General features: G+C 69.1%; 22 protein-coding genes. 9 read left to right on the forward strand and 13 right to left on the reverse strand.

What is annotated here, in order from left to right; genetic code table 11:
- The first annotated feature begins 191 nt into the window (after window positions 1-191).
- A complete protein-coding gene (locus ABD848_RS07330; RefSeq protein WP_344968778.1) occupies window positions 192-1,208 on the forward strand; it encodes an ABC transporter ATP-binding protein in 1,017 nt (338 codons plus the stop codon).
- A 693-nt stretch (window positions 1,209-1,901) separates the two neighbouring features.
- Here ABD848_RS07330 and ABD848_RS07335 read toward each other — a convergent pair.
- From ABD848_RS07335 to ABD848_RS07350, 4 genes are all read right to left on the reverse strand, one after another.
- Window positions 1,902-2,882, reverse strand: a complete 981-nt coding sequence (locus ABD848_RS07335) for a S66 peptidase family protein (protein ID WP_344968780.1) — start codon at window positions 2,880-2,882, stop codon at window positions 1,902-1,904.
- Between the two features lie 170 nt (window positions 2,883-3,052).
- Window positions 3,053-5,059, reverse strand: a complete 2,007-nt coding sequence (locus ABD848_RS07340) for a S9 family peptidase (RefSeq protein WP_344968782.1) — start codon at window positions 5,057-5,059, stop codon at window positions 3,053-3,055.
- 59 nt (window positions 5,060-5,118) lie between these two features.
- Window positions 5,119-6,510 (reverse strand): M20/M25/M40 family metallo-hydrolase, encoded by a 1,392-nt coding sequence (locus tag ABD848_RS07345; protein WP_344968784.1) that lies wholly within the window; start codon window positions 6,508-6,510, stop codon window positions 5,119-5,121.
- Complete coding sequence (locus ABD848_RS07350) at window positions 6,503-7,336, reverse strand: M55 family metallopeptidase (RefSeq protein WP_344968786.1); 834 nt, start codon at window positions 7,334-7,336, stop codon at window positions 6,503-6,505. Before ABD848_RS07350 ends, ABD848_RS07345 begins: the two co-directional genes overlap by 8 nt.
- Before the next feature lie 373 nt (window positions 7,337-7,709).
- Between ABD848_RS07350 and ABD848_RS07355 the strand changes: the two genes are divergently transcribed.
- The 3 genes from ABD848_RS07355 to ABD848_RS07365 all read left to right on the forward strand — a co-directional run bounded on the left by ABD848_RS07355 (window position 7,710) and on the right by ABD848_RS07365 (window position 9,184).
- Entirely contained in the window at window positions 7,710-8,564 is an 855-nt protein-coding gene (locus tag ABD848_RS07355; RefSeq protein ID WP_344968788.1) for a helix-turn-helix domain-containing protein, read from the forward strand.
- Window positions 8,561-8,776 carry a DUF397 domain-containing protein gene (locus ABD848_RS07360; protein ID WP_344968790.1) on the forward strand — a complete coding sequence of 72 codons (216 nt, stop codon included), beginning with the start codon at window positions 8,561-8,563 and terminating at the stop codon, window positions 8,774-8,776. The genes ABD848_RS07355 and ABD848_RS07360 overlap by 4 nt, the downstream gene beginning before the upstream one ends.
- 75 nt (window positions 8,777-8,851) lie before the next feature.
- Window positions 8,852-9,184: a hypothetical protein gene (locus ABD848_RS07365; protein ID WP_344968792.1), complete on the forward strand. Its 333-nt coding sequence runs from the start codon at window positions 8,852-8,854 to the stop codon at window positions 9,182-9,184.
- Window positions 9,185-9,316: 132 nt separating this feature from the next.
- On the opposite strand, the gene ABD848_RS07370 is transcribed toward ABD848_RS07365, so the two are convergent.
- The 4 genes from ABD848_RS07370 to map all read right to left on the reverse strand — a co-directional run bounded on the left by ABD848_RS07370 (window position 9,317) and on the right by map (window position 12,886).
- On the reverse strand, window positions 9,317-10,048 hold the full coding sequence (locus ABD848_RS07370) for an AAA family ATPase (RefSeq protein ID WP_344968794.1): 732 nt from the start codon (window positions 10,046-10,048) through the stop codon (window positions 9,317-9,319).
- Complete coding sequence (locus ABD848_RS07375; RefSeq protein WP_344968796.1) at window positions 10,039-10,890, reverse strand: aminoglycoside phosphotransferase; 852 nt, start codon at window positions 10,888-10,890, stop codon at window positions 10,039-10,041. The genes ABD848_RS07370 and ABD848_RS07375 overlap by 10 nt, the downstream gene beginning before the upstream one ends.
- Window positions 10,891-10,903: 13 nt before the next feature.
- Window positions 10,904-11,890 carry a radical SAM protein gene (locus tag ABD848_RS07380; protein ID WP_344968798.1) on the reverse strand — a complete coding sequence of 329 codons (987 nt, stop codon included), beginning with the start codon at window positions 11,888-11,890 and terminating at the stop codon, window positions 10,904-10,906.
- A 144-nt stretch (window positions 11,891-12,034) separates the two neighbouring features.
- A complete protein-coding gene (gene map, locus ABD848_RS07385) occupies window positions 12,035-12,886 on the reverse strand; it encodes a type I methionyl aminopeptidase (RefSeq protein ID WP_344968800.1) in 852 nt (283 codons plus the stop codon).
- A gap of 174 nt (window positions 12,887-13,060) precedes the next feature.
- On the opposite strand from map, the gene ABD848_RS07390 reads away from it, so the two are divergent.
- A complete protein-coding gene (locus ABD848_RS07390; RefSeq protein WP_344968802.1) occupies window positions 13,061-13,261 on the forward strand; it encodes a hypothetical protein in 201 nt (66 codons plus the stop codon).
- A gap of 36 nt (window positions 13,262-13,297) precedes the next feature.
- Here ABD848_RS07390 and ABD848_RS07395 read toward each other — a convergent pair whose 3' ends face one another.
- Window positions 13,298-13,900: a hypothetical protein gene (locus tag ABD848_RS07395; protein WP_344968804.1), complete on the reverse strand. Its 603-nt coding sequence runs from the start codon at window positions 13,898-13,900 to the stop codon at window positions 13,298-13,300.
- Window positions 13,901-13,980: 80 nt separating this feature from the next.
- Between ABD848_RS07395 and npdG the strand changes: the two genes are divergently transcribed.
- On the forward strand, window positions 13,981-14,664 hold the full coding sequence (npdG, locus tag ABD848_RS07400) for an NADPH-dependent F420 reductase (RefSeq protein ID WP_344968806.1): 684 nt from the start codon (window positions 13,981-13,983) through the stop codon (window positions 14,662-14,664).
- Between the two features lie 1,024 nt (window positions 14,665-15,688).
- On the opposite strand, the gene ABD848_RS07405 is transcribed toward npdG, so the two are convergent.
- Window positions 15,689-16,726 carry an LLM class F420-dependent oxidoreductase gene (locus ABD848_RS07405; protein WP_344968808.1) on the reverse strand — a complete coding sequence of 346 codons (1,038 nt, stop codon included), beginning with the start codon at window positions 16,724-16,726 and terminating at the stop codon, window positions 15,689-15,691.
- Window positions 16,727-16,846: 120 nt separating this feature from the next.
- Entirely contained in the window at window positions 16,847-17,695 is an 849-nt protein-coding gene (panB, locus tag ABD848_RS07410; RefSeq protein ID WP_344968810.1) for a 3-methyl-2-oxobutanoate hydroxymethyltransferase, read from the reverse strand.
- A 324-nt stretch (window positions 17,696-18,019) separates the two neighbouring features.
- Between panB and ABD848_RS07415 the strand changes: the two genes are divergently transcribed.
- The 3 genes from ABD848_RS07415 to ABD848_RS07425 all read left to right on the forward strand — a co-directional run bounded on the left by ABD848_RS07415 (window position 18,020) and on the right by ABD848_RS07425 (window position 23,548).
- Window positions 18,020-19,600, forward strand: a complete 1,581-nt coding sequence (locus tag ABD848_RS07415; protein ID WP_344968812.1) for an MFS transporter — start codon at window positions 18,020-18,022, stop codon at window positions 19,598-19,600.
- A 165-nt stretch (window positions 19,601-19,765) separates the two neighbouring features.
- Complete coding sequence (locus ABD848_RS07420) at window positions 19,766-20,350, forward strand: TetR/AcrR family transcriptional regulator (RefSeq protein ID WP_344968814.1); 585 nt, start codon at window positions 19,766-19,768, stop codon at window positions 20,348-20,350.
- 141 nt (window positions 20,351-20,491) lie between these two features.
- Window positions 20,492-23,548, forward strand: a complete 3,057-nt coding sequence (locus tag ABD848_RS07425) for a bifunctional [glutamine synthetase] adenylyltransferase/[glutamine synthetase]-adenylyl-L-tyrosine phosphorylase (protein WP_344968817.1) — start codon at window positions 20,492-20,494, stop codon at window positions 23,546-23,548.
- Between the two features lie 25 nt (window positions 23,549-23,573).
- On the opposite strand, the gene ABD848_RS07430 is transcribed toward ABD848_RS07425, so the two are convergent.
- Together ABD848_RS07430 and ABD848_RS07435 are read right to left on the reverse strand one after the other, a co-directional pair.
- Window positions 23,574-23,909, reverse strand: coding sequence for a hypothetical protein (locus ABD848_RS07430; protein ID WP_344968819.1), 336 nt, complete (start codon window positions 23,907-23,909; stop codon window positions 23,574-23,576).
- 159 nt (window positions 23,910-24,068) lie between these two features.
- Window positions 24,069-25,820: an NAD+ synthase gene (locus ABD848_RS07435; protein WP_344968821.1), complete on the reverse strand. Its 1,752-nt coding sequence runs from the start codon at window positions 25,818-25,820 to the stop codon at window positions 24,069-24,071.
- Between the last annotated feature and the right edge of the window lie 175 nt (window positions 25,821-25,995).

A 25,995-nucleotide genomic window follows, 5' to 3' on the forward strand; every position in this document is an offset into this window, starting at 1 on the left:
CACCCGAAGCAGACCGCACCGGCCCGGCGCACCGCCGGTGGGCGTCCGGTCGCGGCGGCGGGGCCGGCGCCGTCCCGGCCCAGCGCGCGGGGACCACAGCCAGCAACAGCAGCGACGAGCAGGGAAAGGAGGCAAGCGCGCACCCTCTCGCCCAGTGTCCACGGGCAGCGGTTCTTCGCGCTGACGAGCAGATGAGTACCTACCGTGAACCCGCCCCCGCCCCCACCGCGCCTGAGGCCGCCCTGTCGGCCGCCGCCCTGCGAGTGGCGTTCCCCGGATCGCGGGGACACGCCGGCGCCCGCGCGGTCGACGGCGTCAACCTCGATGTGGGACGTGGCGAGATCGTCGCGCTGGTGGGCGAGTCCGGGTGCGGCAAGACCACCCTCGCCCGCGCGCTGCTGGGGTTACAGCGTCCCACTAGCGGGACGGTGCGCTTCCACGGCCGGCCCCTCGCCGCGACGACGCGGCACCTGCGCGCCTACCGCCGCCGGGTCCAGTTCGTGCTCCAAGACCCCCACGGTTCGCTCAACCCGCGCCACACGGTCTACGACGCTGTCGCCGAGGGGCTGCGTATCCACTACGGCACCACCGCCGACGAAACCGAACAGGTGGCCGCGGCCCTGTCCCGCGCCGGGCTGCGCCCGCCGGAGCGGTTCTTCCTGGCCTACCCCCACGAACTGTCGGGCGGGCAGCGCCAACGGGTCGTGATCGCCGGCGCGCTGGTGCTGCACCCCGAGCTGATCGTCGCCGACGAGCCGGTGGCCTCACTCGACGCCTCCGTGCGCGGCGAGATTTTGCAGTTGCTGCTGCGGCTCCGCGACGAGCTGGAGCTGGCGGCCCTGGTGGTCACCCACGATCTCGGGCTGGCCTGGAACATCGCCGACCGGGTCGCCGTGATGTACCTGGGGCGCGTCGTGGAGGTCGGCCCGGTCGAGGAGGTGCTAACCGCCGCCCGCCACCCCTACACGCGCGCCCTGCTGTCGGTGCTGCCCGAGTCCGGCGCGGCCGAGCCCACGGTCTTGGCCGGCGAACCGCCCGACCCGGCCCGCGTACCCGGTGGATGCCGGTTCCACCCGCGCTGCCCCGCACTGGCTTCGGGCATGGCCGACCGCGCTGGTGTGGCCCAGCGTTGCCGTACCGAGGAGCCCGCCATCGCCCCTGGCGGTAGCACTCCCCACATCGCCTGCCACCTGTTTCCCGCCGAGTGAGCGCCCCCGGGGGGCTTGCGGGGGGATGGCTGTGGCCTGAGGAGAGTGTGCGATGTTTTCCGTCGCTCGTGTCTCGATCGCTGCGCGATCTCGGCAGCCTGGGGTGGGCTGTGGCCATGGTGGGGTTGGGCTTCGGGCATGGCCCGAGCCAGATGACCGTGCCAGTGGGTGTTGCGGCTCAACGCCTTCCGGGGCGCCCTCGGCCCCGCTCTCGCGGAGATCGCCGCCCACCGTTGGGCCCCGCGGCAGCGGCGCCCCGTGTGACAGCGGTGTCTTGGGGCACCGTCGCGTGCGACAGTGATGCTCTGTGTGACAGCGGTGTTTTGGGGTGCGGTGACATCCCGCGACAGCGCTGTCCTTCCTGAGGAAAGCGACACTCTTCGCGGCAGCGACATCGCGTGCTGGAGCGGCGTTCCTTTACCCCTGTGGCTGTCCGCGTCGCTTCCGGCTCCCAGCCACGGCGCCCCCTTGCGGCTGCTGAGATCGCGCAGCGATCGAGGCACGAGCGAACAGTAAGCTTTCCAGGTGCGGGCGAGTGGCAGATCCGCTACGTGCGGCCCACCCGCCGGGGGCGGCGAGATCGCGCAACGATCGAGGCACGAGCCAACAACGCCATCTCACCCACCCCGGCGTGCCATCCCCATAGAAACCCCCGAGCGACCGGTCAACGCAAAAACACCGAGGGAACCGGCCTCACGCCGGGGTGTGGCCGTACCCATCGCCCGCCGTCAGCGCCGGCTGCTCCAGTGTCAGGGTCGCCGCGTCGGCGTCCAGCGTGGCCGCGACCCCCACCGGCACGGTCATCTGGCTCGGGCCGTGCCCGAAGCCCAACTCCCACAACACCGGCACCCGCAGCGGTGCCAACCGTTCCAGCAGCAACTCCCGGATCGCCTGCGGGCCCGGAGAGCACTGGTGCCAGGAGCCCAGCACGATCCCAGCCACCCCTTCTATCCAGCCGCTGCGCAACAGTTGCCCCAGCATGCGGTCGATACGGCGCAGTTCCTCGCCCACCTCTTCCAACAGCAGGATCGTCTCGGCCGCGCACGGCCGACTGTGCGGGGTGGCCATGCCGTCGTTGAGCAGGCTGAGGTTACCGCCGGCCAGTACCCCGCGCGCGGTGCCCGGCACCAACGTCTCGGCCGTGGGCGAGGTCAGTCGCATCTGCGACTCCGGGTCGAACAGCGTGGCCCGCAGCCCTCGCGCTGTAGGCGCGTCGTTGGAGAACGCCGCTGTGGCCGGCATCGGCCCGTGCAGGCCCGCCCGCCCCAGTTCCATCGCGAACGCCTCGTGCAGCGCGGTGACGTCGCTGTAGCCCACGAACGCCTTCGGCGGGGCTTCACGCAGCGCCGTGAAGTCCAGCAGATCCAGCGTACGGTGGGCGCCGTCGCCCCCGCGCGCGCACAGCACGGCGGCCGTGGTGGGGTCGGTCATCGCCTGTTGGAGATCGGCGGCGCGGTCGGCGTCTTTCCCGGCCAGGAAGTCCCACTTGGGGTGGCGGTCGAAGACGTGGGACCCGAGCACGGGCTCCAACCCCCACTCGCGCAGCAGCGCGCACCCCTTGTCGAGAAGTTCGCGCGAGACGGGGCCGGAGGGGGCCACCACCGACACGCGGTCGCCCGCACGCAGCCGCGGTGGGCGCGTTAGGCCAGGAGAGAGGTCCGAAGACGTCAGCATCGTTTCTTGGCGCGGTCCCGGACGTCGGACCGGGCGTGGACGCCATCCTCCTCACTATCTTCTCACGGATTACCATAAGACTACGCTGCGTATTCACGATAACGGAATCACCGCGCCCCCGGATTCGCGTCCCCCGCGCGTTCGGGCGCTTGACCCCGGCACAGCGCGGTTCAATGCTGAAGCCGCACCGGTGGGGCGTCGGTGTCGAACCCGAATACCTGCGCATACAGTGACAACTCGGCGTGCAGCGCCGTGACCATCGTCGCGGCCCGTCTGAAGCCGTGCTGTTCACCCTCGAAGGTGAGATAGGCGTGCGCCACCTCGCGCCCGGCCACGCGCTCCAGGAACCGTTCGCACTGGGCGGGCGGGCAGATCGGATCGTCGAGCCCTTGCAGCAGCACGAACGGTGCGCTGACCCGATCGGCGTGGTTGATGGGGGAGCGTTCCTCGTAGCGGCGGTGCTGCTGCGGCCACGGCCCCACGATGCTCTCCAAGTACTGCGACTCGAAGTCGTGGGTCTCCCCGGTGCGCCACCCCACCAGGTCCAAGATGGGAAACCGGATCGCCGCGCAGCGGAAGGTGTCGGTGAACGCCAGGGCCGCGGCAGCGGTCCACCCGCCGGCGCTGCCGCCCCGGATCGCCAGCCGGTCGGGGTCGGCTCGTCCCGTCTCGGCCAGCGACCGTGCCACGGTCACGCAGTCGGCCACGTCGACCACCCCCCAGTTGCCGCGCAGCCGTTCCCGGTAAGCGCGGCCGTAGCCGGTCGAGCCGCCGTACTCGACGTCGGCCACGCCGATGCCGCGGCTGGTGAAGTAGGCGATCTCCAGATCGTAGAGCATCGGGCTGTGACCGGTGGGGCCGCCGTGGACGAAGATCACATAGGGCGGCGGTGTCTCCGCTGGGCCGGTGACCTCGGGGTGGTGCGGCGGGTAGAGGTTGGCGTGCACGCTCACCCCGTTTTGACCGGTGAACACCTCAGCCTGGGGGCGCGGCAGGAAGGCGGCGAAGGGGACCTTCTCGCCCGTGGTGTCGCGCGGCCGGCTCAGCGAGCGCCACTGTCCGCTGTCGAGGTCGACCGCGACCACCTCGCCGGGGATCGTGGGGCCGGCGGCCAGCCCGACCACCCATGCGCCGGCGCCGATGGGGGTGAGCCGCGGCAGCCACGCGGTGTGGCCGGTGTCGACGTCACGCATGACTCCACTCGCCGGGTCGAGCACCCCCAGCGAGGTCGTGGCCGTGCCGTGGATGGTGGCGATCCGCCCGTCGGCCAGCGCCGCGCACCACGTCGAGCCCAATTGCCACAGCGGACCGCCGCACTCCTCGGTGCGCAGGTAGGGCTCTAACGGCCCGCGCTCGCCGGTGCTCAACCGCACCCGGTGCAGGTTCCACCATCCGCCGGGGTCGGAGATGTAGCACAATGTGTCGGCGTCGAGCCATTCGGCCTGGACGATCGCCTCGTCTGGTCCACCGGCCACCGTGTGTGTCCCCTCCAGGCGGCCCTCGGCGGTGAGTGCGCCCGCGCGCAGTTCGGTGGCGTCCCACGGCATGTTGGGGTGGTCCCAACCGATCCACGACAGGTGGCCTCCCGTGGGGCTCACGCGGGGGCAGGCCAGGAAGTGGCGGTCGGTGACGATCTCGCGGATGGCGTCGGGGTCGGTGGCCGCCGCCCCGTCGAGGGGGACCGCGACGATGGCGCGCACCACGTCGGTGGGCGCCGGCCCAATGTGGCTCTCGCGCACGCACCACACCTCGCCGCCATCGGGGGAGATGATGGGCTCGGCGTAGCGCTCGCCCGAGGGCAGCGCCGGCTCGGGGGTCAGCGGCAGCGGCGCGGCGCCGCCGGGTTCGTAGCGGTAGAGTCGCTGGTCGCTGAACTCGCTGAAGACCACGGCCGGCCCCGCGCTGCCGGGCAGCAGCACGTAGCAGCGGCTGCTGTACTCGTGGACCCGGCTGCGCGCGTTCCACGGCGCCGGCAGCACCGTCTCGCTGCCGTGGTCGGGGGCGTCGAGGCGGGTGCGGCACAGCGCCACCCGTCCCCCCTCCCGCGGGCGGGGTTCGGCCCACCACACCTGGCCCGCCAGCGCGGTGGGCCAGGACGGCAGGCCGTCGTCGGCGGCCACGGTCTCGGCATCAATCGGGGAGGGCCACGCACCGTAGGGCACAACTCGTTTGGTCACCGGCGCCTTCTTTCTGGGGTTGGACTCCTCCGGCACGGCTCGCGCCGCCCGGAGCGGTCTCACGCCACCGACCGCAGGAAGTGGTCGAGGACGCGCACGCCGAAACGCAGCGCCTCGATGGGGACGCGCTCGTCCACCCCGTGGAACAGCGCCCCATAGTCCAGCGACTCCGGCAGCAGCAAGGGGGAGAAGCCATAGCCGGTGATGCCCAGCGCCGCGAACTGCTTGGCGTCGGTGCCACCGGACAGGCACACCGGAACGACGTGGGCTCCGGGGTCATGGGCGCGCAGCGCCGCGCGCATCGCCGCGAACGTGGGCGAGTCCACCGGCGCGGCCAGCGGGATAGAGCGGTGGGCGTAGGTCCACTCGACCCTCGTGCCGGTGAGGGCGTCCATGGTGGCCTCGAACTCCGCCTCGGTCCCCGGCAGCACCCGGCCGTCGATCCCGGCGCTGGCAGTGGCGGGGATGACGTTGATCTTGCCGCCGGCGTCGAGCACGGTGGGCGCGGCGCTGTTGCACAGCGTGGAGCGCACCAGCTCCGCGGCCGGGCCGAGCCGCTCCAGCAGCTCCGGCAGGTCACGCTCGACGTCGAAGCCGGGCGCCTCAGGGTCGGCGGCCACCCCCACGGCCCGCCCCAGCTCCGCCAGGGCGGCCCGCGTCACGGGGGTGAGCCGCACCGGCCAGCGGTGTTGGCCGATCCGGGCCACCGTCGCCGCCAAAGCGGCCACCGCGTTGTCGTCGTTGACTTTGGAGCCGTGCCCGGCGGTGCCGCGCGCGCTCAGCCGCAGCCACGCCGTTCCGCGCTCGCCGGCACCCACGGGATAGATCCGCACCGGCGCGCCGGTAGCCGAGCGGGTGTGGAAGGTGTGGGCTCCCGACTCTCCGATGGCCTCGCTACAGCCCTCGAACAGGTCGGCGTGCTCGCGCACCAGCCAGTCGGCGCCGTAGGCGGCGCTGTCCTCCTCGTCGGCGGTGAAGGCGAGCACGACGTCACGGGTGGGCCGCACCCCGGCGCGCATCCAGGAGCGCACCAGCGCCAGCACCATGGCGTCGGCGTTTTTCATGTCGATGGCGCCGCGCCCCCACACCATGCCCTCGCGCACCTCGCCGGAGAAGGGCGCCACCCGCCACTCGTCGGGTTCGGCGGGCACCACGTCCAGGTGGCCGTGCACCAGCAGCGCCGGGGCCGAGGGGTCGCTGCCGGCGACGCGGGCGACCACGTTGGTGCGCCCGGGCGCGGCCTCCAGTACCGCCGGCTCGAGCCCGGCCTCGGCCAGCCGCGCGGCGACGTATTCGGCCGCGGGGCGCTCCCAACAGTCGCCGCCGCCCCGGTTGCTGGTGTCGATGCGGATGAGGTCGCGGGTGAAGCGCACCACCTCGTCGTCGACCCGTTCCCACGCGCCGCCGTGGCTGGCGGGTCGCGGGGCGGTCGCGTCGTCGGTCTCAGCCATAGTCACGCTCCACAGCGCTGGAGATGAGGGTGGTCACCGCTTTGAAGCAACGGATCATGTCATAGGCGGTGGGGGAGGTGAACCCCACCCGGCGCTCGCCATGGCGTGCCACGCCGGGGATCATGGCGGCGGCGCCGGCGAGTTGGGCGGCGTCGACCTCGACCTCCACCGTCAAAGGCTCGGGCGCGGCGGGGCGCAGGCGTCCGGCCAGCGCCATGGATGCCTCGGCGCCCTCGGCGATGTCGGCGCGGGTGCGCACCGGCGGGCGGCACCGGGCCGCGTAGCGCGAGACGTGCTCCTTGACCGCGACCGTGCGGGCCGCGGGCGCGTAGCTCGCGGCGTCGGCGCAGGCGCGATCGTCGCCGGTGACCAGCACCACCGGGGTGCCGTACTCGGCGCTGACGCGGGCGTTGAGCACCCCCTCGCTGGCCGGTGCGCCGTCGAGCCACACGCCGGTGATGGAGTTGGGCAGGTAGGTGTGGGCGAGCACCCCCGCGGCACCGGCACCGCAGTGGTAGCCCAGGAACGCGACCCCGTCGATGTCGCCGTGCTGCACCCCTTCGACCATCGTGAGGTCCTTGTGGCGTCCGGTGAGCATCGTGGCGCGCTCGTCGAGGCGTTCCAGCAGCAGGTTGCGCATACTCGCGTGGGCCTCGTTGACCACGACCTCGCTGGCTCCGCCGGCGAAGAACCCGGCGATGGCGCCGTTGACGTCGGAGGTGAACATGATGCGGCAACGCTGCCACTGCTCGGTACCCGGTTCGACATCGGCGGGCCAGGTGACCCCCGTCGCGCCCTCCATGTCAGCCGAGATCAGGATCTTCACGACTCCCGACTGTAAAGCTTCCTATCGCACCACGCACTCATATCGGCACATAACGTCACCCAGATGTGGCGCCCTGTTTCCCCGGCCCCTCCAGCGGGGACGCCGGTCGCCGCCCACGCCTGCGGGCGGTCGTCTTGGGGGAGGCGACTACCGGCTCTGGTTTTCCTGAAGATACAGTGGTCGGATTCTGCGGGGTGCTGGGGCGGCGTACAGCACATCTTGTCGGGAGTAATTCCAGTTCATAGCGGCATAAATCGGGTCGATAGGTGTCTGACTCTCCGCTAGGGCTTTCTTTTTCCTCATTTTCTTTCAGAAAGCTATTGCAAGCTAGTTACCCAGCGTATTAACGTGACTGCGATGGGAAGGAGGCGGTGTGGTCACCACCACTGTCGGCCGGAAGCGGCTGGGGATCGAGCTTCGCAAGCTGCGGGAGCGCAAAGAGCTGACCAACCTGCAAGCAGCGCAACACATCGGCGTCTCGGAAGCCACCCTCAGCCGGATCGAGACGGGGAAGCGCTTCGCCAAGCCGGCCGAGCTGCGTGCCCTGATGGAGCTTTACGGGGTGAGCGACACCCAGCAGCAAGAACGTTTCCAGGCCATGTCCAAGATCGCGGTCGAGGAGAGCTGGTGGGACGAGTACGACGACGTGCTCCCCTCGGGCCTGGACAGCTACATGGGCTTTGAAAGCGAAGCGGTAGCGCTGCGCAGCTATGATGACCAACTGCTTCACGGGCTGCTGCAAACCGAGGACTACGCACGGACGGTGATCCACGCTTCGCGACCGCGTGCCCCCAAAGAAGTCGTCGCCCGGCTCACAGAGCTGCGGATGCAGCGCAAGCACGTGCTGGAGCGCGAGCCCGCGCTGAAGCTCTGGAACATCATCGACGAGTCCGTGCTGCGTCGCCCGGTTGGCGGGCCTGCGGTCATGGCCGCCCAACTGCGCCACCTCGCGGCCCTGGCGGAACTGCCCAACCTCACTGTGCAGGTGCTGCCGTTCGCGCGTGGGGCACATGTCGCTATGAGCGGCCCCTTCATGCTTCTGGAGTTCGATGATCCCCAGGATTGCAACCAGCTTTACCTGGATGCGCCCACCGGCAACATATTCATCCAGAAACGAGAGGTGGTGACAGAATTCCGGGAGCGATTCGATCTCCTCAACGCCGCAGCCATGGCGCCGGAGGAGTCGCTCTCCCTCATCATCGCGATCGCGGAGGACTACGCCAGATGACAACTCAACCAGACCTGGCAACGGCGCACTGGTTCAAGGCCACCGCCAGCAACAGTGGGCATGGCTGTGTGGAGGTCGCCCATGTGGCGGGCGGCACGGCTGTGCGTGATTCGAAGAATCCTGATGGTTCCGTCCTGTTCTTTACTCCTCATGAGTGGGAGTGCTTTGTGGACGGGGTGGGCAAGGGCGAGTTCCACCGTCCTGCCCGGTAACCGAGAAGTAGCTGCCCAGGGCGCTGATGAGTTGGCGCTCCCGCCCCGGGCAGCTTCACCGAAAGGAGATCTCACATGGATGCCCCCAACGGCTCGGATTCTGTCTACCATGCCGACGCTTGCGGCATCGACGACGAATTCCCGGAGTTACTCTCCCCCGAGCAGCTTGAACGCCACATCGCCGCGGTCGCCGACCAGCTCAACCGGGCGGGCTACACCGTGCGCAAAGCACGCAGCGGCGATTCCCACGACCTGTGTGTCCACACCTCCGACCACGCCGCCAGCGCCAAGGTCTTCCTCGACGCCGACCGCAGCGCCGCGTGGGAAACCTGGTGCGAAGCCGAGGAGGGCACCGCCAGTGTCCACCTCGCCGCCCGGATCGCCCGCAGCCTGAGCCCGCAGGCGTGAGCGGTCCCCAGCCACGACGATTTCCACCGCCCCGGGGCCGCTTGCGTTACACGTCGCGGCCCTGGGGCTGTTGACCGGTCCGCCCGAAGGCGCTTACGGCGCGAAGGTTAGCCGCCGAGCTGGCTGAACGTCTCAGTCCTGGGTGAGGTGTTGCAGGTACTTGTCGGGCTTGGCCAGGTAACGCCGCCAATGGTCAACGATCTCCAGTTGCTCCCAGGAAGTGTGACGGGCGCCATGCTCGCCCACCTCGATGATGTCGGCTCCCGGGGTAGCGGCGAGGATCGGTGAGTGTGTGGCGCAGATAATTTGTGCTCCTGACTGACCAAGCTCGTGCAGCAGCCCGACGAGTTTGAGGCAGGACATGAAAGACAGCGCCGCCTCCGGTTCGTCCATCAGGTAGAGACCCGCTTCGGTGAACATCGTGTCGAACACGGTGAAGAACCCTTCGCCGTGAGACTGCGCCTCCAGATCCGACTCCCAGAAGCCGTAGGGGGTGCTCTTGAGGTTGCGCGCCAGGTTGAACAGGGTCTCCGCACGTAGGAAGAAGCCGTTGCGCTTGCGCCGGGGACCCCCGGTCAGCCGCAGCCCGGCAGTGGTGAATTCGGCCTTCAATGCCGCGCCCAGTGGCGTCTTCCCATCTGTGCTGGAGTACTTGGTGCCGGCCTTCCCGCCCTCGGAGCTGATCTTGCAGACACCGGCGATTGCCTCGATAAGGGTGGATTTGCCCGACCCGTTCTCACCAACCAGAAACGTCACCGGCCGCTTGAATTCGAGCCCCTGTTTACCCAGTTCTTGCACCGGCGCCATGGTGAAGGGCCATTCTTCCGGCTGGCCTGGCGGGAGACTGATCTGGGTTAAATACATGGGTGGTCACCTTCGGGGCGGCGGTTCAACAGTTGGTCGGCAAGGCGGTGCAGCGGCAACACTAGGTCGGGATGTTCACCATCGGCGGCTCGGCTGAGCAGGTGGTCGATGACCGAAAGTTGGGCCAGTTTTCCCGCAGGAGTGTCGAGGGTGTCGCGGAAAACCTCATAAACCTTGCGCGCCGTTTTTGGTACGAGCAGGCTGTGACAGTAGAGGGTGGCGGCGTCGATGCCCTGGGGTGCCCTTCCCCATGTCTCCCAGTCCAGGATCGTCAAGCCCGGCGCGGTGAGATTGGCCCAGTGCAGGTCGCAGTGCGACGTCGCCCACGTTAGCGATACGTCGAGATCCACCCAGGGACCGAAACGCACGTGCAAGCAGTACGCGAAGTTCTTCTCGCTGTAACTGACTCGGGCGCTGGGCTGCGCCTCGATCCGTGCCAGGGAGTCAGCCAGTTGCTCCCACCAGGCGTCGGGAAGATCGAGTTCCTTTCGTAGTTCCGGGGTGGAGGAGCAGACCGGTTCCGGGGCCAGCGTCATGACCTCGGCTGCGAGCACGACGGGCGGTTCCTCCCACTCCGAGCGCGCCAACACCGTCGGCTTGGCCACGCCGGTCAACGCTGCCGCGTCCTGGTTGCCGGTCCACATACGATCCCCGGTCCACTCCCGGTGCTCGCCCGTGGCCCGCAACCAGACCGCCTCGCCCCGCCGTATCGCCAGAGCACCGATCGTCCTGTCGCGCCAGCCGAAAACGGGCTCCCCCGTGGGTTCGGCACCCAGTCGCGCGGCACCGTCAGCGAGCACTTGGCGCAGGAACAAGCGCTGCTCAGACTCGTCTCGGTCCATTCCGCTCCGTCGTTCATCTGGGTCGGCACTGGTTGGGCTTGCAGTTCTGCTCCGGCTTGCAGGTCCTATCTTTAGGGTGGCACGGGCCGCACGAATATCGCGGCACGCAATTCGGGTTAGGGCCGCACTTGCTCGGTGCGCAGTCCGGGCTGCATTTAGGGCCGCATTTGGGGGTGCACATGCCTGGCGTACACGGGGCTTGATGTACTCCGAAGAAGTCCCGTAGTTCTCCAGTGACTCTGGAAGCATAGGGTGAATCGATGATCTCGGTCAGCGACATGTCCCGGATGTTCCCTATGGGGAGCCACCGTGTAAACACACAAGGCCAGACCGTGCCATCAGTAGCTATCGCGAGATTACCGCTGGCGCAATGACCACACAGTTGGTCCAGACTTGGCTGCTGGTCCCGAACCCCTCGGCCGACCTGGCGAAGACGATCCACGCCGATCGACGTCACCCCCAGGGATTCCAGCTCCGCCCGAGCCTGTTCGACGCGTTGTCCCTCGCGGAGGTCGATAATTCCTACCCGCAGCGGTATTGAGCGGCGTAGGGCCTCAGCGATGTTCTCCTTGGTCCGGTCGCGTGTGACCCGTTTGGTGATCGCTGCGTGCTCTCCAGAGTCATCGGAATAGTAGCTCGTGGCCAACTGTACGCCGGGACGGGAAAACACCTCCCACAACCTCGTTGGGACATGCACCAGGTTTGAGAACACCTCAACCTCGATGCCGACAGTGAGTGCGTAGTCGACCAGGTCGGGAAGGTCAGGGTGGAGGGTTGGCTCTCCACCGATGAACTGGAGCATGCCTACCTCGGCTTCGCTGGCTTCGGCGATCACCCGTTGCCAATCCACCCGCGTCATAGTGCCGTGGGTGCCGCTTGGCCCGCTGGAGGCATAGCAGTGCGAGCACTCCAGTTGACACCTACCGGTGATTTCCAGCCAGAGGAAACGCAGGGGAGCGACCGATGAAGCGTTGGTCTGACTTTGTTGCTTTTTGTGCATGGCTACATGCTGAAAGTGGCTCCTTTGGTGCTGCCAGGCACAAGTGAACCTCTAACAAGACACTCTTGCCTTCCCATAAGGCAAGGGGCCGTCCGCGCTATGCGCTGCGGCTCCAGTGGACTGTGAACGGCCGCCCGAAGGTACCTACGGCAGCGTCAGGATCTCGGCGCCTTCCTCGGTGATGAGGAGGGTGTGCTCGAACTGGGCGGTGCGTTTGCGGTCGGCGGTGACCGCGGTCCAGCCGTCGTCCCAGATCTCGTGCTCGATCGTGCCCAGCGTGAGCATCGGCTCGATGGTGAACGTCATACCGGGCTCGATGAGGGTGGTGGCGCGCTCGTCGTCGTAGTGGGGGATGACCAGACCCGAGTGGAACTCCGGGCCGACGCCGTGGCCGGTGAAGTCGCGCACCACCCCGTAGTCGAAACGTTTGGCGTAGGACTCGATGACCCGGCCGATCACGTTGACCCGTCGTCCCGGGCGGCACGCCTTGATCGCGCGGTTCAGGGCTTCGCGGGTGCGCTCCACCAGCAGCCGCGACTCCTCGTCGACGTCACCGGCCAGGAACGTGGCGTTGGTGTCGCCGTGCACCCCGTTGATGTAGGCGGTGATGTCGATGTTGACGATGTCGCCGTCGGAGATCACGGTGTCGTCGGGTATGCCGTGGCAGATGACCTCGTTGAGCGAGGAGCACAACGACTTGGGGTAGCCCTTGTAGCCCAGGGTGCTGGGGTAGGCGCCGTGGTCGCACAGGAACTCGTGGCCGATGCGGTCGAGGTCGTCGGTGGTCATACCGGGTTTGACGTTGCGGCCCACCTCGTGCAGCGCCTGCGCGGCGATGCGGCCCGCCACCCGCATGGCCTCGATCGTCTCGGCGGACTGGATGTCCCCCGAAACTCCCTCCACGGGATGTTTCTTGCCGACGTATTCCGGACGGGCGATGTGGGCAGGAACGGAACGTTGCGGCGAAAGGCGGCCGGGAACCAGCGGGGTCGTCATGTGCACCGATTGTAGTGTCTCGTCCCCGCTCATCCCCACCGTGAACGCCCAGAGCGCGCAGCGTCTCGTTCGCCCACCCCGCGGCCGGTTTTGACACGGTGAGTCTTGGTTCACAACGGGGTAGGTCGTTGAGTGCGGACGTCGCGCGGCAGCAGCGATCCGGAGGAGACGGTCATGAGTGAACAGCACGACAACACCCCGGGCAGTGACCGCCGCTGGTGGTACTGCCTCAAGCACAGCCGCCCGGAGTTCGGACCGGGCTGCCCCAACAAGTACCGCCTCGGCCCCTACCCCGACGAGGAAGCCGCGGCCAACGCCCTGCGCACCGTCGAGGAGCGCAACGAAGCCTGGGACGAGCAGGACGAACGCGAGTGACCCGCGCCCGCGGCGTCCCCCGCTCGGGGTCGCTTTTCATTCGGCGATGCGCGGCCCGCTCACCAGGTCCAGAAACCGCGAGAGGCGGTCTTTGAGGCCGCCCTTGCGGCGGCTCTCGACCGCTTCGCCGGCCGCGCTGCTGACGAGGTGCTGCAACCCGTCGAACGACAGCGGCGCGTTGCTGGGCGTGAGACTGATGGCGTCGTGCGCCAGCGATGTGAGTTCGTGGTCGCCCTGGTCGAGTGCGAGGATCGTCGCACCGGTGCGGCGGGCGTCGTCGACCCGTTCCAGCAGCGGGGCGGGCGTCTCGTCGGCGGGGTTGACCACGAACAGCGTCTCGCCGCGGCGGGCGTCGGCCAGTCGCTCCATGCCGATGCTCAAATGCGCCGGCGCGCCCGGGGGCGGCTGCCAGCGCACCAGCGTGGGCGACAGTTGCGGCAGGTCGGCATAGCGGCTCTCGTCGTCGAGGTGGGCCGCCAAGTGCCAGGGCTCCTCCTGGGGAGTGCCGACCAGCATCAACCCGCCGGGGTCGCGGGTCAGACGCAGGGCGCGTGCCAGTTCCTCGGTGCGCTCCACCCACGGTGTGGCGGAAAGGAGTTCGCGCAGTGACGCTACGTGATGGGCTTCCACGTCTCTCATAGTGCCCTATCCGGCATGGAATTTGCAGCATCCGCGGGTGGATCGACCAGGCCACCGTGCTCATCCGGGAAAATCGAGGTATGGCACATCAGAGATCCCCATACGAGTCCCCCGATGTCAGCGGGCTCACCATTGCTGTCCTGGGCGGCACCGGCGACCAGGGGCGCGGGTTGGCGCGCCGGTTCGCGCTGGCCGGCCACGAGGTGATCATCGGCTCCCGCAACGCCGAGCGCGCCGCGTCCGCCGCCGCCGAGCTCGACGTTGCGTCGGTGCGCGGGCTGGCCAACGCTGAGGCCGCCGAACAGGGCGATCTCGTCATCGTGGCCGTGCCCTGGGAGGGCCACCGCGAGCTGTTGGAATCGCTGCGCGAGCCGCTGGCCGGCAAGATCGTCGTGGACTGCGTCAACCCGCTGGGTTTTGACAAGCGGGGCGCGTTCGCGCTGCCGGTGGAGGAGGGCAGCGCCGCCGAGCAAGCCAGCGCCGTGCTGCCCGACAGTCGGGTCGTGGCCGCTTTCCACCACGTCTCCGCGGTCGTCCTGCTGGACCCGCAGGTCGACGAGGTCGACCTCGATGTGCTCGTCTTGGGTGACGACCGGGAGGCCACCGACACCGTGCGGGCCCTGGCGGCGCGCATCTCGGGGGTGCGGGGGATCTACGGGGGCCGGTTGCGCAACGCCCACCAGGTTGAGGCGCTTACGGCCAACATCATCTCCATCAATCGCCGCTACAAGTCCCACGCGGGCCTCCGCGTGACCGACGTTTGAGTTCTGGCGGCGCCGTGGTGCCACTCGCCGACGGCATCGGGGCCGTGCTCACTCCACGGACCTGGTGTCGTCGGGTCGTCTCACGAAGATGCCGCCGGGCGAGGGTGTGCTGTCGGCTTGTTCGCGTGCCCGGGGCTGGAGAGGGCGCTGTTCGTTCGTGCCTCGATCGCTTCGCGATCTCGGCAGCTTCAAGGGGCGCCGTGGCTGGGGCGAGCGGAGATGACGCGGACGGTCCTAGGGGGAGGCGGTGTCGCTGTGGCGCGCGATGTCGCCTTCGGCGCCGTGGTGCCACTCGCCGACGGCATCGGGGCCGTGCTCACTCCACGGACCTGGTGTCGTCGGGTCGTCTCACGAAGATGCCGCCGGGCGAGGGTGTGCTGTCGGCTTGTTCGCGTGCCCGGGGCTGGAGAGGGCGCTGTTCGTTCGTGCCTCGATCGCTTCGCGATCTCGGCAGCCTCAAGGGGGCGCCGTGGCTGGGGCGAGCGGAGATGACGCGGACGGTCCTAGGGGGAGGCGGTGTCGCTGTGGCGCGCGATGTCGCCTTCCCCGGGACCTCGCCAGGATCTCGCTCTCCTCTCGGGGGGTCGCTGTACTCCAGAACCTCGCTGTCTCGGGGTATTGCTGTGGCGGGGGTACGGCGGTGGGCGACGGTCTCTGCGGGGGTGGTGGCAGAGGGCGCCCCGGAAGGCGTTGAGCCGCTCCACCGCCCCAACCCCAGTTCGCCCGTCGTAGTGCTCGCCTTCCCGTGGTCTCGGTCTGTTGGTTGAGGTACTCGCCTCACCTCGGCTCCAGTCTGTTCGTTGCGGTGTTTGCCCCACCCCCGGGCCAAAGTCCGCCCCAGGCTGCCGAGATCGCGAAGCGGTCGAGGCACGAGCGGCGGGAAACCCCGTACGCTCTACCTCAGGCCAAAGCCACACCCCTCCGCCCTCAGGGGCGGTCACCGTGCGGCGGCGAGCCGGCCACGGCCTGACCCGCTGCTGGGGAGGGGCGGCGGGTGTCGGCCGTTGCCGGCCCCGGCGCGGGGCTACAGCCAGCCGCGGACCTTCTCGACCAGGCCCACGGGGTCGTCGCCCAGCGGGGTCACGTTCAGGTGGGTGACTCCGGCTTCGCGGAAAGCCTCGACGCGCTCGCGCACGTAGGACTCGGGGCCGACGAGGTTGGTCAGTTCGACCAGTTCCTCGGGGACCGCGGCGGCGGCCTCCTCCTTCTTGCCGGCCAGGTAGAGGTCCTGGATCGTCTCGGCGGCGTCCCCATAGCCGTAGCGGCGGGCAAGGGTGGCGTAGAAGTTCTTGTTCTTGGCGCCCATGCCGCCGATGTAGAGCGCCAGGTGCGGGCGGGCTAGCTCCAGTAGCCGTTTGGTGTCCTCGCCCTCGCCGATAGCCAGCAGCCCCCCGGTCGAGATCTCCAGCTCGCCCAGATCCGGGTCGCGGTTGGCCTTGCCGGCGGCCAGGGCCTCTCCCCAGACCTGCTCGGCCTTTTCGGGGATGAAGAAGATCGGGAGCCAGCCGTCGGCGATCTCGGCCGTCAGCTTCACGTTCTTCTCCCCCAGGGAGGCTACATACATCGGGATGCGGTCCCGCACGGGGTGGTTGATGATCTTCAGCGGCTTGCCTAGGCCGGTGCCGTGCTCAGGGGGCAGCGGCAGGGTGTAGACAGCGCCGTCATGGGTGAGGGGCTCGCGCCGAGCCCAGACTTTGCGGCAGATTTCGATGATGTCGCGGGTGCGGCTGAGGGGCTTGCTGTAGGGCACCCCGTGCCAGCCCTCGATGACCTGGGGTCCGCTGGCGCCCAGCCCGATCACGGCGCGTCCGTCGGAGAGGTAGTCCAGGCCCGCTGCGGTTTGTGCGATGAGGGTGGGCGTGCGTGAGTACAGTGGCAGGATGGCCGAGCCGATCTCGACGGTGGTGGTCCGTGCGGCGAGGTAGCCCATGAGGGTGGCGCCGTCGAAGCCGTAGGCTTCGGCCACCCAGACCCGGTCGAGCCCGACCTTTTCCAGTTCGACGACGCGGTCAACTTGCTGCTTGGGGTCGGCTGAGTAGCTCAGCGGCATCGAGATGCGCATGGGGTGCCTCCAGTGTGTGTCGCGCCCGAAGATCCCCTCACACTACTACCCGGTAACTTGTTGGTGGGAGAGGTGAGTCGGCCCAGCGCCACCCAACCGGGGCGCGCTGGGCCGGGCCCCTCAGGAGTAGGAGTGCTCCTCGTCGGGGAACGTTCCGGCGACGACCTCACTGGCGAACTCGCCGGCGGCGTCGCTGAGGGTCTGCGCCATCGCGGCGTAGGTCTTGACGAACTTGGCCGTGTGCGGGGTCAGTCCCGCCATGTCCTGCCACACCAGCACCTGGGCGTCGGTGCCGTTGCCGGCTCCGATGCCGATGGTGGGGATGGACAGGTGCTCGGTGATCTGGGTAGCCAGCTCGCTGGGCACACACTCCAGCACGATCGCGAAGACGCCCGCGTGCTCCAGCTCCTTGGCGTCGGACAGCAGCGTGTGTCCGGAGTCACCGCGCCCCTGGACCCGGTAGCCGCCCAGGGTGTTGATCGACTGCGGGGTGAGGCCAAGGTGGCCCATCACCGGCACACCCGCCGCCACCAAGGTTTCGACGTGGGGCACGACGCGGCGCCCGCCCTCCAACTTGACCGCGTGCGCGCCCGCCTCCTTCATGAAGCGCGCGGACGAGGCCAGGGCCTGTTCCGGAGAGGACTGGTAGGAGCCGAACGGTAGGTCGGCGACGACCATGGCTCGCTTGGTGGCGCGTACGACCGCCCCGGTGAGCGGGAGGAGTTCATCGACCGTGACGGGCACGGTGGAGTCGTAGCCGTAGACCACCATGGCTGCGGAGTCACCGACGAGGAGAACGGGGATGCCGGCTTCGTCGAAGACGCGGCCGGTCAGCGCGTCGTAGGCGGTGAGCATGGGCCAGCGCTCGCCGCGGCTCTTGGCCTGGGCGATGTCGCGGACGGTGATGCGACGGTTGGCTGTTCCGCCGTAGAGGGCGGAGGTGTGCTGGGGCGTGGATGCACTGGTCATGAGCGTTCCTCCGTTGGTCTCGAAGCGCCAGTGGCGTCTCCGGACGTCTAGGGCAACGGTGTTGGCGGAAAAGTCCGCTTCAGTCATCATCCCACGCCTGCTGTGTCAGAGCTCGGCCTGGTTTGGCGTTACCGCCACCACTGCCCACCGGTGACGACTTGTCGGTGGGGATGAAACACAGCGCAACCGCAGTTGCACGGAAAAAGTGACATATTCGCCTACCCCTTCTATCGAAACGGAACCGTTTCGTATTTAAAATAGAGAGGGTGGGGCGTGATCCGTCCCCTCCCTCTTTCCCGCTCCTCGCTCGGCACTGGAGGATCTGTGGATCGGACGGCGGTCTACCGTAGACGGTGGGGCATCCTCGGTGTCCTCGTCACCAGCCTGCTCGTGGTGGTGCTCGACAACAGCATCCTCAACATCGCGCTGCGCGTGATCTCCGATCCCCAGCAGGGCCTCGGCGCCAGCCAGAGCCAGCTCGCCTGGGCCATCAACTCCTACACGCTGGTCTTCGCCGGGCTACTGTTCACATGGGGCGTCATCGGCGACCGGGTCGGACGCAAGCGCATCCTCCTCATCGGGCTAGCACTGTTCGGCTTGGCCTCGCTGCTGTCGGCCTACGCCCAAACCCCCCAACACCTCATCTGGGCCCGCGCCCTGATGGGGCTGGGCGGCGCCGCCGTCATGCCCCAAACCCTCTCGATCATCAGCAACGTCTTCCCCGCCGAGGAACGCCCCCGCGCCATCGGCATCTGGGCCGGCTCGGTCGGGCTGGCCCTGGGCATCGGCCCGCCCCTGGGCGGACTGCTGCTGGAGCACTTCTGGTGGGGATCGGTGTTCCTCATCAACGTGCCCATCGTCATCGTGGGCCTGGTGCTTATGGCGATCATCGTCCCGGAGTCGCGCAACGAGCAGCCCGCGCGGCTCGACCCGGTGGGTGTCGCCCTGTCCATCCTCGGCCTGGTGCTGCTCGTCTACGGCATCATCACCGCCGGCGACCGCGCTTCGCTGCGCGACCCCGACGTGATCGCGGCGACCCTGGGCGGTCTTGTGGTGCTGGCTGGGTTCGTCGTCTATGAGGCACGCATCGACCACCCTGCCCTCAATGTGCGGCTCTTCCGCCAACCCCGCATGGCCGTGGCCGTGGCCACCATCATGTTGATGTTCTTCTCCATGGCCGGCGTGCTGTTCTTCATCAGCTTCTATTGGCAAAGCGTGCGCGAGTTCTCCCCGCTCCACGCCGGCCTGCTCGTGCTGCCGCTGGCGCTGTCCCAGGGCATCGTCTCCCCACTCAGCGGGTTCCTCGTCACCCGGTTCGGCCCCAAGCGCGTGTGTGCCACCGGTCTGGTGCTGGCCTCGCTCGCGCTGGGCTCCTACTCCCTGCTGGACACCACCACCCCGGTGTGGCTCATCGAGATCGCGTTCTTCGTGCAGGGCACGGGGATGGCCATGGTTATGCTGCCCGCCACCGACTCCATCATGGCGACGGTGCCCCGCGAGGAGGCCGGCACCGCCTCAGCCGTCCAGAACACCGCACGTCAGGTGGCCATGGCTTTGGGGGTCGCGGTGCTGGGCGCGGTCGTCACCGCGGTCTACCGCAGCCAGATCACCCCCTACCTCGATGCCTTCCCCCCGCAGGCCCGCGCCAACGCCGTCGACTCCATCGAAGCCACCATGGCCCTGGCCGAACGGCTCGGCCAGCAGGGGCAACCGATCATCGCCCCCGCCAAGGAGGCGTTCTTGTCCGGCATGCACCTAGCCGCGCTCTCAGCCCTGGTCACCGGGACCATCGGGCTGGTCCTCGTGCTGATCTGGCTGCCGCGCCACGCCTCCAACCAGCAACCCCAGCAGTCCGAACCGCCGGCGGGCACCCAGCCCCAGACCGCCGACACCGGGCGCCGGTGAGGCTCGTGTCCGCGACAGCGCCGCTAGACTCGATCCCCATCCGGCGCCCACCAGGGCAGGAAACGACGTAGTTCCAGCCGGCGGTGATCGCGCGGAACCACCGGCCGCGTTCCTCCCCGGCACTAGGCGAGGAGCCGCGCCGCTAGAGAACCGAGCAGAGAGCCCATGGACCCCATCACCTCACGCCCGCCCGGCCGCCCGCGCAGCCAGCGAGCCGAGGACGCCATCCTCCGGGCCGCGTTGGCGCTGCTCGCTGAACGCAAAAACGTCGCTGAGGTCTCCATCGAAGCCATCGCGGCCCGCGCCGAGGTCGGCAAGGCCACCATCTATCGCCGGTGGCCGGGCAAGGAGGAACTGTTCGCCGACGCCGTAGCCACCCTGCGCCCGCCCCTACCCGAGTTGGGCCAGGCCCCCCTGCGCGACGACCTGATCGCGATTTTCACTCAGGTCTGCGCCGAGATGGACAGCCCACTCGACCGCGCCGTCACCGTCTTGATGATGGACCAGACCCACCCCGAGATCGTGCACCGCATCAAGCAGCAGGTGCTGGCTCCGCGCAGCAGGGCCGTGGCCAACCTGCTGCGCCGCGGCGTCGACAACGGCGAGATCACCCCCGACGTCGACCCCGAAGCGGTGGTCAACCTCCTCACCGGCGGCGCCTTCTTCTGCCGCCGCCCCGCCGGGGGACGCTCGGCCCAAGAGCGGGCGCAGTTGTTGGTCGACACCGTGTGGAACGGCATCCGCGCCTGAGACCCCCCGACAGCGGCGCCCCAGGGTGAGCCGCCCTAGGCGCGACCGCGACACGCTGTCCCTTCGCGACCACCTCACGGGGGCCACACACAACGGGGGAGGGGTGCCCATCGGCAGCACGCGCCGATTACGGTGAAGCATGTGGTATCTGGATATAGGCGCGGAACAACCGTAGGCACCCTGGCCCGGCGCGGCTTCACCGACACCGCCAAAGCGGAGCGGTTGATCGCTGAGGCCCACCTCGACCCTGACGAGCACTTCGACATCGTCGAAGCGTTGGCCGACGCTGCCGATCCGGATTTGGCTCTGCTGGGCATCACCCGCATCCTGGAGCGTTGCACCGACCCCGTCGAGCTCCGTTCCGTGCTGTGCGCCGACGCCGACCTGCGCATGCGGCTCACCGGCATCTTGGGCACCAGCGTCGCCCTGTCCGATCACCTCGTCCGCCACTGCGAGGACTGGCGGGAACTGCGCGGAGGCGAGGCTGAGCGCAGCCCCAGCCCCCAGGAGCTTCGAGGAGAGCTACTGCGCGCGGTCGGCGCCGACCCCACCAGTACCGCTCCGGTGGCCGGCCTGCCCGGCGACGGCGACGACAGCCCCGCCCACGCGCTGCGCGTGGCCTACCGGCGCCGGGTGCTGCGTCTGGCCGGCCGTGACCTCACCGGCGCCCTGAGCGTTGAGGGCGTCGCCACCGAACTGGCCGACCTCGCCGCGGCCATGCTGGAGGCGTCCCTGGCCATCGCCCGGGCGCAACTGCCCGAGGACGCCGCGCTGTGCCGCCTGGCCGTCATCGGCATGGGCAAATGCGGCGCCCGCGAACTCAACTACGTCAGCGACGTCGACGTCGTCTTCGTGGCCGAGCCCACCGCCGCCGCCGCCGTGGCCGCCGACGACGGCGCCACCAGCGCCCAGCGCGCCGCGACCCGCCTGGCCGCGGCCATGATGCGCATCCCCGAGGAGACCGACGGCGAGGGCACGCTGTGGGAGGTCGACGCCGCCCTGCGCCCCGAAGGCAAGAACGGCCCGTTGGTGCGTCCGTTGTCGAGCCACGTCTCCTACTACGAGCGTTGGGCCAAAACGTGGGAGTTCCAGGCGTTGCTGAAGGCGCGCCCCATCGCCGGCGACCCCGATCTCGGCGCGGCCTACATCGAGGCGATCACCCCATTGGTCTGGCAGGCCGCCGGCCGCCCCAACTTCGTCGACGACGTGCAGGCCATGCGGCGCCGGGTCGAAGCCCACATCGCGCCCGCTGAAGCCGAACGTCAGCTCAAACTGGGCCCCGGTGGGCTGCGCGACATTGAGTTCGCCGTGCAGCTTCTGCAACTCGTCCACGGCCGTACCGACGAGCGGTTGCGTCCCCGCGCCACGCTTGAGGCACTGCGCGCCCTCTCCGAAGGCGGCTACGTCGCCCGAGAGGACGCCGCCGGCCTCGACGAGGCCTACCGTTTCCTGCGCCGCGTCGAACACCTGTTGCAGTTGCAACGGTTGCGCCGCACCCATCTGCTGCCGGCCACCGACACCGCTGAAGGACAGGAGCAACTGCGCTGGCTGGGGCGCGCCCTGGGCTTCACCGCCAACCCCATCACCGACATGACCTCCGCCTGGCGGCGCCGCGCCGCCGAAGTGCGCCGCCTCCACGAGAAACTGTTCTACCGGCCGCTGCTCAACGCGGTGGCCCGGCTGCCCGACGACGAAGCCCGACTCACCCCCGCCCAAGCCCGCGACCGGCTCGAAGCCCTCGGGTTCGCCGACCCGGCGGGGGCGCTGCGCCACCTGGAGGCGCTGACTTCGGGGGTGTCGCGCCGCGCCGCTATCCAGCGCACCCTGCTGCCGGTGATGCTGGGCTGGTTCGCCGACGCGCCGGCCCCCGACGCCGGCCTACTGGGGTTCCGGCAGGTCAGCGATGCCCTTGGCACGACCCCGTGGTACCTGCGGCTGTTGCGCGACGACATCCGCGTCGCCGAACGCATGGCGCGGCTCCTGGGCACCAGCAAATACACCACGGATCTGCTGCTGCGCGCCCCGGAGGCCGTGGCGATCCTCAGCGACGACGCCGACCTTGCCCCGCGCCCCAACGCCACCCTGGCCACCGAAGCGGCCTCCGCGCTGCACCGTCACGGCTCCCCGGAGAACACGGTGGCTGCCCTGCGGGCCTTGCGCCGTCGTGAGCTGCTGCGTACGGCTGCGGCCGACCTGCTGGGCGTCAGTGACATCTCTGTGGTCGGCAACGCCCTCACGGCGGTCGCGTCCGTCACCATCGAGGGGGCGCTGCGTACGGCTACCGCCGAGGTCGAGCGTCGGTGCGGCGAGCAGCTCAACACCCGGCTGTGTGTCGTGGCGATGGGGCGTTTCGGCGGCAGCGAGCTGAGCTATGCCAGCGACGCCGATGTGATGTTCGTCCACGAGCCCCTGCCGGGCGTGGCCACCGCGGCGGCCACCGAGACGGCCAACGCGGTGGTGCGGGAGCTGCGCCGGCTGCTGGAGCTGCCCGCGGCCGACCCGCCGCTGCTGGTCGACGCCGACCTGCGCCCCGAGGGCAAGAGCGGGCCGATGGTGCGCACCCTGGAGTCCTACACGGCCTACTACACCCGCTGGTCCTCGTCGTGGGAGAGTCAGGCGCTGCTGCGCGCCGTGCCGGTGGCCGGCGACGCCGGCCTGGGGGAGCGCTTCACCGCCATGATCGACCCGATCCGCTATCCCGCCGGCGGCATCGACAGCACCACCGTCCGCGAGATCCGCCGCCTCAAGGCGCGTATGGAAGCCGAGCGGCTGCCGCGCGGCACCGACCCGACCCTGCACACCAAGCTGGGTCGCGGCGGACTGTCCGACGTGGAATGGGTGGCCCAGCTCATCCAGTTGCGTCACGCCCACGAGATTCCGCAGTTGCGCACCACCCAGACCCTGGGGGCGCTCATGGTCGCCACGACAGAGGGGCTGCTCGACCCTGAGGATGCCGCCATCTTGGACAGTGCCTGGCGCATGGCGGCCCGCGTCAGGGGAGCGATCACGCTGGTGCGCGGCAAGAGCAGCGACTCGATCCCCACCGATCTGCGGGAACGCTCCGCCATCGCCGGAGCGCTGGGCTACCGCGTCCAGGAGGGGCAAGACGCGGGCCCAGCCGAACTCCTCCTTGAGGACTACCGGCGCATTACGCGCAGGGCACGGGGGGTTATGGAGCGGGTCTTCTACGACGACTGAGCTGGCGACACCGTGTTCGCAGGGCTTACCAGAAGACGGCGACGGCCACGTTGATAACGGCGAGCACGCCTGCGGCCGTCGCCAGGCGCGTGGTGGGGGTGCGCACGTTCAACACGCCCAGCACGGCGATGATCACCCCCACGACGAGCTTGACCGCGATCTTGGCGTGGTCGACCGTGGCGTCGCTCATCTCGGCCAGGCCCACCAGCACTAAGCCGGTGACCACCTGCAACAGCGAGCTGTGCAGCAACACCTTGCCGGACTTGGCGTTGCCGGTGATGAGCTGCATGAGCCAACCGCTGATGATGCCGGCCATACCCAACAGGTGCAGGAAGACGAATATCGAGTAGACGATGTCCATGCCCCGCACATTACTACCGGGTGTAGTAGTGAGGGGTGCCCCTCAGCGGCCGTGGGATTACATTTTCATTGCCGCCGCCGCTTCGACCGTGCCGGGATTGGCTGTCGTCCCTGGTCACAGCCATCCTCCGACATGGCTACTTCGCTGGGGCCGCAGCGCTTACGTCCCCGAGGGCGCGCTCCACCGGTTGGTGATCGGCAACCGCCGGTCGCGGCCGAAGTTGCGCTTACTCACCTTGGGGCCCGGCGGGTACTGGCGCCGCTTGTACTCGGCGCGGTCGACCAGCCGGATCACCCGGTCCACCAGCTTCTCGTCGTGCCCGGCGGCGATGAGCTCAGCGCGGCCCAGGTCGGTGCCGACGTAGTCGTCCAGCAGGGCATCCAGCACCGGGTAGTCCGGCAGCGAGTCGGTGTCGAGCTGGCCGGGCCGCAGTTCGGCGCTGGGCGGCTTGACGATGGAGTTCTCCGGGATCGGCGCCTGCCGGCCCGCCGCCTGCGCCTGCGCGTTGCGCCACCGGGCCAGCTCCCACACCATCGTCTTCCACACGTCCTTGATCGGCGCGAACCCGCCGGCCGAGTCGCCGTAGAGCGTGGAGTAACCGGTGGCCAACTCACTCTTGTTGCCGGTGGTCACCACCAGGTGCCCCTCCTGGTTGGACAGCGTCATCAACAGTTGCCCCCGCACCCGCGCTTGCAGGTTCTCGGCCGCCAGCCCGTCGACGTCGATGGCCGCCTCGAAGGCGTCGACCATGGGGCCCACCGCCACGGTCCGGCTGTGCACACCTTGCCGGCGCACCAGTTCCTCAGCGTCGTCGATCGAGTGATCGCTGGAGTAGCGGCTGGGCATCAGCACGGCGTGCACGAGGTCGGGCCCCAGCGCGTCCACAGCGATCGTCGCCGTCAGCGCCGAGTCGATGCCGCCGGACAGCCCCAACAGCACCGAACCGAACCGGTTCTTGCGCACGTAGTCGCGCGTGCCCAGCACCAACGCGGCATAGATCTCAGCCGGGTCCGCCAGCCGCTCGGCTAACGGGGCCGGCCGCGGCGCGTAGCTGGGCACCGGCGTCTCAGACAGGGTGTGGCCGCGGATCGCGATGCCGGTGGCGCCGGCGCTGAGCGAGCTAGGGGCGGGCTCGCTGCCCGCCGGCAACTCCAGATCGGTGACGAGCAGCGCCTCCTCGAACTGCGGCCCGCGCGCCACAAGGCTTCCGTTGGCGTCGACTACCAGGGAGTCACCGTCGAAGACGAGTTCGTCTTGGCCGCCCACGAGGTTGACATAGGCCAACGCGGAGCCGGCCTCGCGGGCACGCCGGTGGCACAGCTCCAGGCGGGCATCGTCCTTGTCGCGCTCGTAGGGGGAGCCGTTGAGCACCAGCAGCAGGCCGGCGCCCGAGGCGCGCACGGCCGCCGCCGGACCGCCCTCCTGCCATAGGTCCTCGCAAATGACCATGGCGATGTCGACGCCGCGCACCCGGACCACGGGCAGCGTCATCCCGGGGACGAAGTAGCGGAACTCGTCGAACACGCCGTAGTTGGGCAGGTGGTGCTTGGCTGAGACCAAGGTCACCTCGCCTTGGTACAGGACAGCGAGCCCGTTGCGAGGTGCGCCCAGGGAGTGTGCCATATCCTCACGGCCATTGAGGAAACCGACCACGACGGCGGTCTCTCCCAACCCGGCCGCGGCCAGCCGCGCGGCCAGCTCACCTACGGCCCGAGCAGAGGCTTCGACGAAGGAGGCGCGCAGTGCCAGGTCCTCGACCGGGTAGCCGGTCAGCGTCATCTCGGGGAAGGCCACCAGGTGCGCCCCTTCCTCGGTGGCGCGCCGGGTCCAGCGCACCACGAGTTCGGCGTTGCCTTCGATGTCTCCCACGGTGGTGTTGATTTGCGCCAGAGCGATCCGCAGTTGTGCCACGCCACCGAGACTAGGGCAACGGCCGCCGTCGAGGGGCGGTACGGGGGGTTAACACTGGCCACAACCTCGCCGATTCTGACGGATTTGGCCGGTGATGACCGATCCGCGCTTCGTTGTGAGTTAACGTCGGTGAAACGGGCAGTGGGCACACTAGCCTCTAGAGGGAGCAACGTAG

It is taken from the genome of Salinactinospora qingdaonensis (genome assembly GCF_039539445.1).
GTDB lineage: Bacteria > Actinomycetota > Actinomycetes > Streptosporangiales > Streptosporangiaceae > Salinactinospora > Salinactinospora qingdaonensis.

Excerpts from the sequence above, each read along its gene's own strand:
- ABD848_RS07330 (WP_344968778.1), top strand. The coding sequence starts at position 192 with ATGAGTACCTACCGTGAACCCGCCCCCGCCCCCACCGCGCCTGAGGCC.
- ABD848_RS07335 (WP_344968780.1), bottom strand. The coding sequence starts at position 2,882 with ATGCTGACGTCTTCGGACCTCTCTCCTGGCCTAACGCGCCCACCGCGG.
- ABD848_RS07345 (WP_344968784.1), bottom strand. The coding sequence starts at position 6,510 with ATGGCTGAGACCGACGACGCGACCGCCCCGCGACCCGCCAGCCACGGC.
- ABD848_RS07360 (WP_344968790.1), top strand. The coding sequence starts at position 8,561 with ATGACAACTCAACCAGACCTGGCAACGGCGCACTGGTTCAAGGCCACC.
- ABD848_RS07365 (WP_344968792.1), top strand. The coding sequence starts at position 8,852 with ATGGATGCCCCCAACGGCTCGGATTCTGTCTACCATGCCGACGCTTGC.
- ABD848_RS07370 (WP_344968794.1), bottom strand. The coding sequence starts at position 10,048 with ATGTATTTAACCCAGATCAGTCTCCCGCCAGGCCAGCCGGAAGAATGG.
- ABD848_RS07375 (WP_344968796.1), bottom strand. The coding sequence starts at position 10,890 with ATGGACCGAGACGAGTCTGAGCAGCGCTTGTTCCTGCGCCAAGTGCTC.
- ABD848_RS07380 (WP_344968798.1), bottom strand. The coding sequence starts at position 11,890 with ATGCACAAAAAGCAACAAAGTCAGACCAACGCTTCATCGGTCGCTCCC.
- map (WP_344968800.1), bottom strand. The coding sequence starts at position 12,886 with ATGACGACCCCGCTGGTTCCCGGCCGCCTTTCGCCGCAACGTTCCGTT.
- ABD848_RS07390 (WP_344968802.1), top strand. The coding sequence starts at position 13,061 with ATGAGTGAACAGCACGACAACACCCCGGGCAGTGACCGCCGCTGGTGG.
- ABD848_RS07395 (WP_344968804.1), bottom strand. The coding sequence starts at position 13,900 with ATGAGAGACGTGGAAGCCCATCACGTAGCGTCACTGCGCGAACTCCTT.
- npdG (WP_344968806.1), top strand. The coding sequence starts at position 13,981 with ATGGCACATCAGAGATCCCCATACGAGTCCCCCGATGTCAGCGGGCTC.
- ABD848_RS07405 (WP_344968808.1), bottom strand. The coding sequence starts at position 16,726 with ATGCGCATCTCGATGCCGCTGAGCTACTCAGCCGACCCCAAGCAGCAA.
- panB (WP_344968810.1), bottom strand. The coding sequence starts at position 17,695 with ATGACCAGTGCATCCACGCCCCAGCACACCTCCGCCCTCTACGGCGGA.
- ABD848_RS07420 (WP_344968814.1), top strand. The coding sequence starts at position 19,766 with ATGGACCCCATCACCTCACGCCCGCCCGGCCGCCCGCGCAGCCAGCGA.
- ABD848_RS07430 (WP_344968819.1), bottom strand. The coding sequence starts at position 23,909 with ATGGACATCGTCTACTCGATATTCGTCTTCCTGCACCTGTTGGGTATG.